Origin of the sequence: Paenarthrobacter nitroguajacolicus (assembly GCF_051027655.1) — a bacterium.
Taxonomy (GTDB): Bacteria; Actinomycetota; Actinomycetes; order Actinomycetales; family Micrococcaceae; genus Arthrobacter; species Arthrobacter nitroguajacolicus.
The window spans coordinates 2363885-2376492 of the sequence record NZ_CP073234.1 but is presented as its reverse complement, the minus strand read 5'-3'; the positions used below and the strand labels follow the sequence as shown (position 1 = coordinate 2376492).

Genomic DNA, 12608 nt, shown 5'->3' with positions numbered 1-12608 from the left:
GGCAGAGGGGGTGGGTGCTGTAGCGATGGCAGCAGCTTGGGCCGTTGGAACCTGGTCCGGTTTGGTTGTTTCACTCACAGGTGCCAGCCTAGTTGGCATGATGGACAATTTCACGCCGAACCGGTTTGTCGACGAACTCAACGAGGCAGGTGTTCCCGAAGAGTTCCACGATTGGCTTTCAGCGCATGGCGTTGGCGCCCTTGTGGTGAAACTGGGCATCCGGTTCACGGAAATGAGCGCCGAGCGCACGGTGGCCACGATGCCGGTGGAAGGAAACACCCAAGTGGCCGGTATCCTCCATGGCGGCGCGCATGTTGTCCTGGCTGAGACTTTGGGTTCGTTCGCCGCTTCCCTCCACGCAGGCAGGGGTCGCCATGCGGTGGGTATCGAGGTGGGCGCAACCCATCACCGGTCCGTTGCGAGCGGCATAGTGACAGGCACGTGCACGGCCATTCACCTTGGCGGGACCTTGGCCACCCACGAGATCGTCATCACGGATGACAAAGGGCGCAGACTCTCAACTGCCCGGATCACCAACATGATCCGGGACAACCGCCACTGAGCTGGAACCGTCACTGAGCCTGAAGCGTCACGGCAAGCGGTAGTGCAGTTCGGCCGCGGCCCCACCCAGGATCTTCGACGAAACCAACTCAAGTGGCGCCGTCGGGCCGTTGAGGGGCAGTAGTCGCTTCCCTGCGCCCAGCACCACGGGAATGATGGTGACGATCATCTCGTGAAGCAGGCCGGCATTGGCGAATTGGGCCACGAGGTCGCCTCCGCCCACCAGCCAGACGTTCTTGTCGCCGGCATCCTTCAGCAGGTCCGGGGCGAACTCCCGGACGTCACCCCGGACGAAGGTGATATCCGAACCGGCCGGAGCGGAGTATTCGTGATGGGTGAACACCCAGCAGGGCGTGTCCGGATACGGCCATTTGCCGGGTTCGTGTTCCATGAGCCAGCGATAGGTATCGCCGCCCATGGCGATACAGCCGACGCCCGCCATGAAGGACTCGATGCTCTCGTTAACGCCCTCAACCTGGTCGAACTGCAGGAGCCAGCCAAGGTCGTCGTCCGGCGAAGCGATGAAGCCGTCAATGGTTGAAGCTACGTAGTACTGGAAAATCGACATGGCCCCAGACTAGGACATGACCCCGGACTAGTCAGCGGCAGACTTACTGCTCCGCTTAACGGCGGGTGTTTCACCGGCTCGTTTGGAATCCGGTGGTGTTGCAGCGTCATCCGGCGGACTTGGGGTGTTGCCGGAATCGTCATAGAAGAAGGTCACCGTTCCGGCGACATCCGCCGTGTCCGTGATGGATATCCGGATGGCGTCCCTGCCTTCGGCCGCGGGCATCCGCAAGTACAACGCCTGGTAGTCCCCTCCCCCGGCCACGACGTCCGGGGCTGTGGGGACACCGTCGAACAGGACCTCTCCTACCCGCACGTAGTAACCGTCCAAGCGGACAATCGTGCCACCGGCCCTGGGACCTGAGGCGCGGGTCGACCCGGTGACGGGCCGCAAGTCCCCGTCCACCACGGTCAGCCCGAGCAATTGCCGGGGGCAGGCTTCTCCCGGCGACTGTTCCGCTTTGAAGATGCCGCCGGGATTGCTCCGGTACTGCGCCACCACAGATGCTGACGTGGCGGCAACCCTGAACTCAAGGCACTGCCGTTGCGGGATCCGTGGGGTGTTGGCGACGGCGGCGGTTGCCCGCTGCCAGTCCTCTTGGCTTCCGGTCTGAAGGGCACGGCAGACGGCGGCACCCGCCAGCCAGACGGCCGCGTCTGCTGCCCCTGCCACGCTTTGGGCCAAGGCATCGCATTGGAACTGCTGGAGCAGGAGATAGCGCTGGCCCGGGGCTGGATCATTCGGACCGATGGGTCCCGTGGGCACCCAACTCACCACGGTGGGACTCTGGGAAGGGACCTGGGGGCCCGGAGTCTCCTGCTGTTGAGTAGTGGTGCTGGAGCCGCGTGTAGGGTCGACGGCGGTGGGTTCGGGTGTTGCGGTCGTGGCGTCCGCGGAGTTGGTGCCTGACGGGGTGGCTTCTGTGGCGGCGTCCGATGACGGGGCGCCCTCTGCCTGGGTCGGTTGTGTCGTACCCGATTGTGTCGTGCCGGCCTGAGCCGTGCTGGCCTGCGACGGTGTGGTCGCCGGTGGCGAGGCGGAGGTCGAGCCAGGCGGGAGACCGTCGTTTTCAGGAGGAAGGCACGCCGAAAGTCCAAGCATCAGGACCGGAACCAGCGCCAGTCCGATGAGATGCTCCCGGGATCGGCACGTCATCACAGCCCCACATCTGCCGGATTAAAACAACGCAGCTATGTGCATAACTACACTGCTGATTATTCTCCCGAACGGACCTGACGGCTAGAAAGGGGCTTACTTCCCGAAATAGGGCACGATCAAGTAGATGCCGAAAAGAACGGCCAGTGCACAGAAGCCAAAGCAAACGAATGCCAGGGAGCGCACCAGGGCGGGCGACTTCTGCCGGGCGTCACCGGCGATGGCCGTCAGGCGAACGCCCAATGAGTAGAGCACGACCAAAGTCACTGCGGCCACGAGCGTTACTCCGCCCACCTGCAGCAATTCCAACCATTTCATCGCTGCACATCCTCGCTGGGGGTGGTCTTTCGGGACTTCTTCTTCTTACGGAACCGCACGGCGTGGCCGGCTTCTTCAACCTCGACGGCGTTGTGGTGGCCAACGTGCGACCGGCGGGAAACGACGAACATGAACAGGACCGCGACAGTTCCCACCACTGCGGCGATGACGACGCCTACGACGCCGATGCTCACCAGGAGAGCTGTGAGGGCGCCGACGATAGCGGAGGCCGGGAGGGTGAACAACCATCCCAGGGCGATCTTTCCAGCGGTGCCCCATCGGACGGATGTGCCCTTGCGGCCGAGGCCTGAGCCGATGACCGAGCCTGAGGCAACCTGTGTAGTGGAGAGGGCAAAGCCCAAGTGGGAAGAGGCCAGGATGGCCGAGGCGGTGCTGGTTTCAGCGGAAAAACCCTGAGCCGGCTTTACTTCGGTGAGGCCCGAGCCCATGGTGCGGATGATGCGCCAGCCACCAGCGTAGGTTCCGATGGCGATGGCGAACGCGCAGGCGGCGATGACCCAGAACTGCGGACCGCTTCCCGGTGCCTGCGTGCCTCCGGCGATGAGGACCAAGGTGATGATGCCCATGGTCTTCTGGGCGTCATTGGTACCGTGCGCGAGGGCCACCAGGCTTGAGGTGAAGATCTGGCCGGTGCGGAAGCCGCCGCGTTTCTGCGTGAGCTTGTCACCGGTTTCGGGATCATGCCGCGAAGTCAAGGCATACGCGAGGCGGGTACAGATGTACGCCACAAGGCCTGCGATGAGCGGAGCGAAGATAGCGGGCAGGATCACCTTCTGGAGCACGGTCTCGAAGTTGATGGAATGCAGGCCGATGCCCACCACTGCTGCGCCGATGAGACCGCCGAAAAGAGCGTGTGAGGAACTCGACGGCAGGCCCTTGAGCCAGGTAATCATGTTCCAGAGGACGGCCCCCATGAGGCCGGCAAAGATAATGTCCGGCGTGATGTGGATTCCGTCCGAGCCTTCCCGGATCAGTCCGCCGGAAATGGTCTTGGCCACTTCCGTGGAGAGGAACGCGCCTACGAGGTTGAGCACGGCGGCCAGGGCGACTGCCGTCTTGGGCTTGATCGCCCCTGTAGCGATGGGCGTAGCCATCGCATTGGCGGTGTCGTGGAACCCGTTGGTGAAATCAAAGAATAGGGCCAACGCTATTACCAGCGCGACCATGAAGGTGATATCCACCTGTTGCCCAATCTGCAGAGTCGTCGACGTTCAGCAGTTTCACTTCCCCATACCTGCCATCCACAGCATAGTTCAGCAATTGTTCAACTGACTTGGCTTGCGGGATTCACTCTGGCGGGCTTGAAACCTTAAGAATCCTACGTGGCATCCGGTGAGCGGACAAACGTGCAGATGCTCCGCCTCAGCCCAGGTAAGCCCGTACGGACGCGAGGTCGCGACGGGACAGGCCCTTGCGGGGATCCGGTGAGATGCAAAGCACACGGTCCTGCTGGTATTCGGCCCAAGACCGGGCATCGGACTCCTGGCTGAGTTGGTCGTCAAGCCAAATGATCCGCTCGCTGCCGATGGCGGCCAGATCCTTTTGGAGGGCCGTCAGCTTCCACCACTCCGGGCCCTCATCCCAACCTTGACTGGACAGCACGGGCCAGTCATGGCCATTCAAGCCAATGGCAGGGCACAAAAACTCCGGGGCCAGGCGTTCCCACGTAGTAAGCCAGACAAAGCGCGCAGCTGGATGGTCCGCCAAATCATTGAGTTCGGCAACAACTTCCGGCGCATAGGCGACATCAAGGATCCCTGCGTCAGCGATGCTCCATTCGCCACCCCAGTCAGTGGTTCCGACCGGACTGAAGGGGTTCACCACGCCGTCGACGTCCAGATACACGGACACTGGCGCAGTGGCACCTTGGCTGGCATCCATGGCCACTCCCCCTTCCCCAACGGTTGTGAATCAGCCTACGGGAGAGCGGGGCAGGAGAAGCGGATCGCCGGAAACGGATGAGCATCGGGAGACTGGATAAATCATTCTCTTGACGTGCGTCATGGAAGTGATAATCTCGAAGTATGGAAAAGCCCACAGTTCATTCCGCCCAAAGCGTCCGGGATATCGAGGACACAGTCCGTACGGATTTCCGGCATGCAATGTCGTACGGCGGATATCTGGACCTTGACCACCTGCTCAGCTCCCAGCACCCCCTCAGCGAACCCGAACACCACGATGAGTTGCTGTTCATCATCCAGCACCAGACCAGTGAGCTCTGGCTGAAGCTGGTTCTGCACGAGTTGCTGGAAGCCCGGCGGCTTTTCGATGCCGACAACCTCGGCAAGGCACTCAAGTGCATCGCCCGGGTAAAGGCAATCCAACGCACCATGACCGAGCAATGGTCGGTGCTTGGAACGCTCACACCCCGTGAGTACGCTCAGTTCCGCGGTTTCCTGGGGAGCTCGTCCGGCTTCCAGTCGTACCAATACCGCGGCGTTGAATTCCTGCTCGGCAACAAGAACCGTGGAATGTTGCGGGTCTTCGAAAGTGAACCCGAGGCTCACGCATTGCTCGGAAAGCTCCTTGAGGAGCCCACGCTGTATGACGCCTTCCTCAGGGTCCTTGCGCGAGCCGGCTACGACATTCCGTCCGACATTCTTGACCGGGACACCAGCGAGCCGTGGACGTTCCGCAAAGACCTCGTCCCCATCTTCCAGAAGATCTACGAATCGGACGACACCCCGTGGGGCCTCTACGAAGCCTGCGAAGACCTGGTGGACATTGAGGACAACTTCCAAGCCTGGCGCTTCCGCCACCTCCGGACGGTCCAACGCACCATCGGCTTCAAGGTAGGTACCGGCGGATCGTCCGGCGTGGACTTCCTGAAGCGCGCCTTGGACCTCACCTTCTTCCCCGAGCTCTACGCCGTCCGAACCGAAATCGGCAACTAGCAACTCCGCCCGGCCAGGGCCGCCACACACTTCCGCAGGAGGAACCATGACCACAGCACAGCAGACCCAAAAGCCGACGTCGGCCGAGCTGGACGCCGCTGATCCCCTCGCCGCCCAGCGTGAGGCGTTTTACACGCCCGACGCCGATCAGCTCGTCTCATATCTGGACGGCAACTCCCTCGGACGCCCGCTGAAGGTCACCTCCGCGAATCTGGCTTCCTTCGTTCACGACGCCTGGGGCAGCCGCCTCATCCGCGGCTGGGACGAACAATGGATGGACGAGCCCACCGTCGTGGGTGACCGCATCGGCAAAGTGGCCCTTGGCGCTGCTCCGGGACAGACCACGGTGGGTGACTCAACCTCGGTGATGCTGTACAAGATGATCCGCGCCGCAGTGGATGCCCAGCCGGGTCGCGACGAAATCATCATCGACCGGGACAACTTCCCAACTGACCGGTTCATCATCGAGGGCATCGCCAAGGAGCGCGGGGCGAACATCAAATGGATCGCCGCGAACCCTGCCAGCGGTGTGTGCGCGGAAGATCTGGACGGGTTGCTGGGCGAGCGGACCGCCGTCGTGGTCCTTAGCCATGTGGCCTACCGCTCCGGATTCCTGGCCGATGCCAAGGGAATCACAGCCAAGGTGCACCAAGCCGGCGCCTTGATGTTGTGGGACCTGTGCCACTCCGTTGGCTCCGTGCCTCTGAACCTGGACGAATGGGGCGTTGACCTTGCCGTAGGATGCACCTATAAGTACCTCAACGGCGGACCGGGCTCACCGGCCTTCGCCTACGTCAACGCGTCACAGCAGGATCGTTTGCAGCAGCCCATCTGGGGTTGGATGGGTGCGGACAACCCGTTCGGGATGACTGACTCGTACAAGCCCGCGCAGGGCATGCGCAGGTTCATCACGGGAACGCCTCCGGTGTTGGCCATGCAGCCCCTCAAGGACATGGTGGAATTGATCGCCACCGTGGGAATGGATGCCGTCCGTGAGAAGTCGATCAAACTGACCGAGTACGCGATCGCGCTTTCCGAGGAACTCCTGGTCCCGCTTGGTGCGGAAATCGTGAGTCCCCGCAATCCCGCCGAACGTGGCTCGCACATCACAGTGGACCACCCGCTCTTCGCCGATGTCACCGCCAAGCTGTGGGAAAAGGGTGTCATCCCCGACTTCCGTCCCCCTCACGGCCTGCGCATCGGCCTGTCACCGTTGAGTACAAGCTACGCCGAGGTTGAGCTGGGAATCGCAGCCATCCGCGATGTCCTCTCGGACCTTCTGTGAGCCGGAAATGAGTGCCGTCCTGGACGACATGGACTCCCGCCCCGGGAGTACGACGTCGCTTCTGCGCACCGTCATCGGCCTGTATCTGCGAGATGCCGGCGGGTGGATGTCAACCAAGGACATGGTGACCCTCATGGAAGCCCTGGGCACCTCCGGAACAGTGACCCGGACGGCTCTGGGACGGCTCCGCAAGAAGGACGTGGTGGTGCAGGAGAACCGCGATGGTGTCCCCGGGTTCACCCTCACCGAGGGCGCTGCAACCATGCTAGCCCGCGGGGATCGCCGGATCTATAACCCCCGCAGCATGTCAGTGTCGGATCCCTGGTGCCTGATCTCCTTCTCCATCCCCGAGACGGAGCGCGAGAAGCGGCATCAGCTACGGCGCAGGCTCCACTGGATCGGCTGCGGTACGGTAGCCGCCGGACTGTGGATTTGCCCTGATTCGCTTCGGGTGGAAGTGGAAGAAATTCTTGCCGACCTTGATCTCCGTAGCATGGCCACGATCTTTGTGGCGGCAACTCCATTGGTGGGTGGCAGCCTTCAGGATGCTGCGTCCAAATGGTGGGACCTGGAAGCGGTAGCTGAGCTGCATAGGGACTTCATTCGTCAGCACACTAACAGCAACAGCAACGGCGAGCTTCCGCGGCATGCCGGCCAAGCCATGGAGCCCTCCCCCGAGGCGTTTGCTACCTATGTCCAGTGCATCGACCGATGGCGGATCATTCCCTACCTTGACCCTGGCCTGCCGTCGGCCTTGCTGCCTGCGGACTGGCCCGGAGCAGAGGGCACTGCCTTGTTCGGCCGACTCGTCGCCGCCTATGCGGAACCGAGCGCGGAGTTTGTGCGCAACACCTTGCGGGAAAACCGCCGGGGCTGCCATTTCCTGAGGCTCGTTTAGCCCCCTGACTTCACACGGGACACGAACCGGAATCTGTCGCCGCGAAATGCACTGCGGGTCCACTCCACCGGCGCGCCGGCCGCATCACGGGCCAGGCGGTGGACCACCAGCAATGGTGTTCCCATTTCGATTCCCAGCAGCCTGACGTCCGCCGGACCGGCGAGGGATGTCTCCACCGTGTCCTCAACGTCGGCCACCTTGACTCCGTAGACGTCCGCAAGAACGGAATACAGCGAGCCCGTCGTGGCCAGATTGGACTTGAATCGCGGCAACCTCCCGGGAAGCCATGCGATCTCATGCGCCAACGGCTCCCCCTCAATTAATCGGATGCGCTCCAGCCGGGTCACCGGGTCACCTTGGTCTACCCCCAGATGGGCGGCGACCTCCGCATCAGATCGAAGGACGTCGAGGGCAACCAGCGTGGAATCCGGCCGCAGGCCCTGGCTCCGGGCGTCATCCGAAAAAGACGTCAGCTGCCGGAGGTGCGTCACCTTTGGGGGCGCCACGAAGGTGCCGTGTCCTTGGATGCGCCCCAGCTTCCCTTCCGCCACAAGCTCGCTGATGGCCTGCCTGACAGTGGTCCGGGAGGTGGTGTACTTTTCGGCAAGGGCGCGTTCGGTGGGAATCAGCGTGCCCGGTTGGAGCCCGGCTATCAGCCCGAGTACCTCGGTTTTCAGGAGGTAGTATTTGGGCGTTGCGTGCTCGACTTCGCTGGACATAGTGGCATCCTACTTATGGACAACACCATTGGTCTATGCCAATGTTGATCGAGTTGGTCTGTACCCGCTCCGGAACCGCTTCCGAAGACCGTCACTTATACGAAAGTTCGCACCCGAAACGAAGGGACGTCAGTTGGAGGAAATACAGCAGAGGAACACCACCAAGTCGGCGGAGATCCTGTGACTCCCGCTGTTCTTGGCCTCCACATAGGCGGCTCCAAGACGCACGCTGTCAGGTCCGATACTGCACACGACGACACGGACTCCCAGGGTGGCTCCGGCGTCGAAATCACCGAAGCCAGCGCCAATCTGTCCTCTGTCGGGCACCAAGGCGCTGATGCCGTGCTGCGCCGGATCGCCGCAAGTGTGGGTGGCGGTATCGAGGCTGTATGTGCCGGAGCCGCCGGAGCGGACACCCCGGCAAGTCGTGCAGTTCTGTCCGCCTTGCTCACGGAACATTTCCCCCGCGCCAGGATCGACGTGGTGCATGACACCCGCATTGTGCTGGCGGCAGCAGGCCTCGACGCCGGAGCCGTGGTTGTCGCGGGCACCGGATCGGTGGCGTGGGGCCGCAACCGCGAGGGCCGGGAAGCCCGCAGCGGAGGTTACGGGTACCTGCTGGGCGATGAAGGCGGAGGCTACTCGGTGGTGCGCGACGCAGTCCGCGAGGCACTTCGCGAGTACTATGCGGGGCTGGAACCCGGCACCCTGGTCAGAGCACTCATGGCGGCTACAGCCAATGTGGATGCTTTGCAGCTCATGGACTCCTTCTACGCCAAGCCCGAACCTGACCATTGGGCCGGTTTGGCCCCGCTGGTCCTGGACCTGGCAGCGGAGGGGGATCCTGCGGCGTTGCGTATCCAGGCAGAGGCCGCGCACTCGCTGGCTACGCTTGCCCGACAAGTCATGGGTGAGCTCGGATTGGACCTGCCGTTGGTCATGGCCGGCGCCCTGTTAGTGAATCAGAGCCAGCTCGCCGCCGCCGTGGCGCGCAAGATGTCCTTGGAAGATCCGTCCTTGATCCGGATCCTGGCTCAGCCCCCGGTCCATGGTGCAGTGGAATTGGCCCGGCAGCTGGTCCAGGAGTAATTCAACTGACCAGGGAGTAACCGGGCAGGTGATCGGCGCCGCCAACCGGAGTAGTCTGGATTCATGCCTCTCACGATCGGTGGTTGGTAGCATTGGCGCGGACCAGGCAGCGGTGGCTGCCGGCTCTGTTGATTCCCTTTGCCTTGGCGATTGCAGTGCTGTTTGGCTCGGTCCAAGCCGGCGCCACCGTTTCCCTTCCGCCGAAGGCCGCTGAAGAAATCCTGGCCATGATCGCGCGCACCGAGGTGCGCGCGTTTTCCGGCACTGTGGAGCAAACCGCCGAGCTGGGGTTGCCGGAAGTTCCCACATCAGGTCCGGGCATCGCCCCGGGCGCCGTCTCTGCCTTGGAGTTTCTGACCGGCTCCCACACGGCCAGGGTCTATGTGGATGGACCTTTGCGGGCACGGCTGCAAGTTCTGGACCAGATGGCCGAACGTGACGTGGTCATCAATGGCGGAGATGCCTGGTTCTACAACTCGAGGGACAACAGCGCAACCCATCTGAGCGCACCCGCCAAACCGACCGTGCCTGAGAAGTACGAGCCACGCATGCTCCCGCCGGACATGAGTGCGCCGGACATGCCGACGCCGGAGGCAATGGCCAGCCGTTTCCTGGCAGCGGTCGATGCCAGTACGGAGGTGACCGCTTCTGAGTCGTCAACAGTGGCGGGACGCAGCGCCTACTCTCTGGTCCTTAACCCACGCAGTACCGAAACCCTGGTTGATTCGGTGACCATCGACGTGGACTCCGAGACCGGTTTGCCTCTGGGTGTCGAGGTGCGGGCCAACGGACAGGCCGAACCAGCCTATTCACTCGCGTACACCCAGTTGGACCTTTCCACGCCGGATGCTGAGTTGTTCAATTTCACCGCGCCGCCCGGTGCCACCGTCACTGAGAAGGTATTGCCTGTGAAGCCAGTGCCTACCATGGCCATGCCGTCCACGCCGGTACCCGATCCTGCTGTAGCGGAACCAGAGGTGCGCGGTCCCGGAGCGTCCGTCACCGGCAAAGGTTGGGATTCCGTGATCTCCCTGCCCGCGGGTTCTGCTCCTGCTGAGCTCACGTCCAATCCCCAGCTTTCCCAAGCCCTGCAGCCTGTTGGCGGCGGCCGGGCCTTGACGACGTCGCTGCTGAGCGTGTTGATTCTCGACGACGGTCGCGTCTATGCGGGCATGGTGCCTTTGGAACGGCTCCAGTCAGCCGCTGCCGCCCAGTGAACAAACCCCCGACAGCCGCCTCTGTTGGTGCAACCGGGCGCGCGACTCCCGTCCGCTCGTCTGATCCCGCCATAGAAACGCACGGACTCGTAAAGCGGTTCGGTCACCGGTCGGCTGTGGATGGCATTGACCTTGAGGTACCCCGCGGCTCGGTGTTCGGCTTCCTGGGACCGAATGGTTCGGGGAAGACCACCACCATCCGGGTGCTGCTGGGCCTGGCATCGGCAAGCAGTGGTGACATCCGTGTCCTTGGCAAGGAGATGCCTCAAGCTTTGGCTACCGTGCTGCCGGACGTCGGCGCTTTAGTGGAAGGTCCCGGCTTCTACCCTTTCCTTTCGGGGACGGGAAACTTGATGCGCTTGGATGCGGCTGACCGTCATGGGTCGTGGTCAACCAGACGGCAACGTGTGCACGACGCGCTTGAAAGGGTAGGGCTGGGCCACGCCGCCGGCAAGAAGGTCCGCGCTTACTCTTTGGGCATGAAGCAGCGCCTCGGCTTGGCGAACGCAATGCTCAGGCCGCGGGAGCTCCTGGTTCTGGATGAACCAACCAATGGTCTGGATCCCCAAGGCACCCGTGAAGTCCGTAACCTGGTGCGCTCCCTCGCCGCGGGCGGGGCCACGGTGTTCGTGTCCAGCCACTTGCTTGCCGAGGTGGAACAGATGTGTACCCATGTGGGCGTGATGAGCGCCGGGCGCTTGGTGGCACAGGGGCCCTTGGAGGAGCTGCGAGCGGCCGGGCAGGCACATGTGGTGGTGCAAACGCCCGACGTCGAATTGGCGTCCCGAGTGCTGACGCGGCTCGGCCTGGTCCCCGGTGAAGCGCCGGGAACCGGCAGTCCGTGGGGAACCACCGCAGTGTTGGGCACCGGGATCAATGGGCGCGAGCCGGAGACGCTCGTGGCTGCTTTGGTGGCTGAGGGTGTCCGGGTCCGTGGTTTCACAGTGGAGAACGCGAGCCTGGAAGAGCGTTTTGTTTCCCTCACCGGGGAGGGGTTCGACGTTGTCGGCTGAACCTGCTGGTCCTCCCCAAGAGACTGCCGTTCGCCCCGGCATCGGATGGGCGCTCCTGGGCTCAGAATTGTCCGTGCTGTTCAGGCGGCTCCGGACGTGGGCCATGCTGATCGCCCTCGCCGCCGTACCTGTTTTGATCGCAGTTGCCGTCAAGTTGTCGTCCCGGCCCACAGCTCCTGGCCGCGGGCCACTGTTCCTTGACCGCATCACCCAGAACGGCCTGTTCGTCGCAGTCACGGCCTTGGTGGTGTGCGTTCCTTTGTTCCTTCCCCTCACCGTCGGCGTGGTGGCCGGGGATACCATCGCCGGGGAGGCGAACCTGGGAACCTTGCGATACCTGCTCCTTGCCCCGGCAGGGCGGATTCGTCTGCTGCTGGTGAAGTATGCAGGGGCCGTCGCTTTCTGTTTCGCCGCTACGGCCACCGTGGCAGCGTCCGGCGCCTTGGCCGGCGTCGTACTTTTTCCTGTAGGTCCGGTGACTTTGCTGTCAGGTGACACCATCAGCGTGGGCGAGTCGGCGTTAAGATCGTTGCTGATCGCTGCCTACATCACGGTGTCCCTCCTGGGACTCTCCGCAATCGGTCTACTGATCTCCACCTTCACGGACGTGCCGGTGGGCGCCATGGCTGCCACCATCGTGCTCTCTGTGGTGTCCCAGGTGCTCGACAACCTGCCCCAGCTTGAATGGCTGCACCCGTGGCTGTTCAGCCATCACTGGCTGGGGTTCGCGGATCTGCTGCGGCAGCCCATTTCGTGGACGTCGTTCGGTGAAAACACCCTCCTCCAAGCCGGGTACATCGCCGTTTGCGGCGCGCTGGCGTACGCAAAATTCTCCAACAAGGACGTCTTGTCATAGCTTTGTCGTAGGCT

Annotated in this window: 14 protein-coding genes; 8 read left to right on the top strand and 6 right to left on the bottom strand. The window is 63.0% G+C overall.

Annotated elements, in window-relative coordinates; genetic code table 11:
* Positions 1-97 precede the first annotated feature (97 nt).
* Entirely contained in the window at positions 98-562 is a 465-nt protein-coding gene (locus tag KCX59_RS11335; protein ID WP_243836761.1) for a hotdog fold thioesterase, read from the top strand.
* 27 nt (positions 563-589) lie between these two features.
* On the opposite strand, the gene KCX59_RS11330 is transcribed toward KCX59_RS11335, so the two are convergent.
* The 5 genes from KCX59_RS11330 to KCX59_RS11310 all read right to left on the bottom strand — a co-directional run bounded on the left by KCX59_RS11330 (position 590) and on the right by KCX59_RS11310 (position 4504).
* A complete protein-coding gene (locus KCX59_RS11330) occupies positions 590-1129 on the bottom strand; it encodes a dihydrofolate reductase family protein (protein WP_091467313.1) in 540 nt (179 codons plus the stop codon).
* A gap of 27 nt (positions 1130-1156) precedes the next feature.
* Positions 1157-2284: a hypothetical protein gene (locus tag KCX59_RS11325; RefSeq protein ID WP_179016676.1), complete on the bottom strand. Its 1128-nt coding sequence runs from the start codon at positions 2282-2284 to the stop codon at positions 1157-1159.
* A 96-nt stretch (positions 2285-2380) separates the two neighbouring features.
* Positions 2381-2602: a hypothetical protein gene (locus KCX59_RS11320; RefSeq protein WP_091467309.1), complete on the bottom strand. Its 222-nt coding sequence runs from the start codon at positions 2600-2602 to the stop codon at positions 2381-2383.
* A complete protein-coding gene (locus KCX59_RS11315; RefSeq protein ID WP_178993015.1) occupies positions 2599-3804 on the bottom strand; it encodes an inorganic phosphate transporter in 1206 nt (401 codons plus the stop codon). Before KCX59_RS11315 ends, KCX59_RS11320 begins: the two co-directional genes overlap by 4 nt.
* Before the next feature lie 181 nt (positions 3805-3985).
* A complete protein-coding gene (locus KCX59_RS11310; RefSeq protein ID WP_178993014.1) occupies positions 3986-4504 on the bottom strand; it encodes an HAD domain-containing protein in 519 nt (172 codons plus the stop codon).
* A 143-nt stretch (positions 4505-4647) separates the two neighbouring features.
* Between KCX59_RS11310 and kynA the strand changes: the two genes are divergently transcribed.
* Genes kynA through KCX59_RS11295 form a run of 3 tightly spaced genes read left to right on the top strand, consistent with a single transcriptional unit; the run spans position 4648 to position 7700 of the window.
* On the top strand, positions 4648-5517 hold the full coding sequence (kynA, locus tag KCX59_RS11305) for a tryptophan 2,3-dioxygenase (RefSeq protein WP_178993013.1): 870 nt from the start codon (positions 4648-4650) through the stop codon (positions 5515-5517).
* Positions 5518-5563: 46 nt separating this feature from the next.
* Entirely contained in the window at positions 5564-6802 is a 1239-nt protein-coding gene (locus tag KCX59_RS11300) for a kynureninase (protein ID WP_179016677.1), read from the top strand.
* On the top strand, positions 6780-7700 hold the full coding sequence (locus KCX59_RS11295) for a PaaX family transcriptional regulator (RefSeq protein WP_256871323.1): 921 nt from the start codon (positions 6780-6782) through the stop codon (positions 7698-7700). Before KCX59_RS11300 ends, KCX59_RS11295 begins: the two co-directional genes overlap by 23 nt.
* Here KCX59_RS11295 and KCX59_RS11290 read toward each other — a convergent pair.
* Positions 7697-8419, bottom strand: a complete 723-nt coding sequence (locus tag KCX59_RS11290; protein WP_179016678.1) for a GntR family transcriptional regulator — start codon at positions 8417-8419, stop codon at positions 7697-7699. The genes KCX59_RS11295 and KCX59_RS11290 overlap by 4 nt on opposite strands.
* Before the next feature lie 180 nt (positions 8420-8599).
* On the opposite strand from KCX59_RS11290, the gene KCX59_RS11285 reads away from it, so the two are divergent.
* The 4 genes from KCX59_RS11285 to KCX59_RS11270 all read left to right on the top strand — a co-directional run bounded on the left by KCX59_RS11285 (position 8600) and on the right by KCX59_RS11270 (position 12594).
* Positions 8600-9508, top strand: coding sequence for an N-acetylglucosamine kinase (locus KCX59_RS11285; protein ID WP_179016679.1), 909 nt, complete (start codon positions 8600-8602; stop codon positions 9506-9508).
* Between the two features lie 92 nt (positions 9509-9600).
* Positions 9601-10725, top strand: a complete 1125-nt coding sequence (locus KCX59_RS11280; RefSeq protein WP_179016692.1) for a LolA family protein — start codon at positions 9601-9603, stop codon at positions 10723-10725.
* Positions 10722-11738, top strand: coding sequence for an ABC transporter ATP-binding protein (locus KCX59_RS11275; protein WP_179016680.1), 1017 nt, complete (start codon positions 10722-10724; stop codon positions 11736-11738). Before KCX59_RS11280 ends, KCX59_RS11275 begins: the two co-directional genes overlap by 4 nt.
* Positions 11728-12594, top strand: a complete 867-nt coding sequence (locus KCX59_RS11270; RefSeq protein ID WP_179016681.1) for an ABC transporter permease — start codon at positions 11728-11730, stop codon at positions 12592-12594. The genes KCX59_RS11275 and KCX59_RS11270 overlap by 11 nt, the downstream gene beginning before the upstream one ends.
* Positions 12595-12608: the final 14 nt, after the last annotated feature.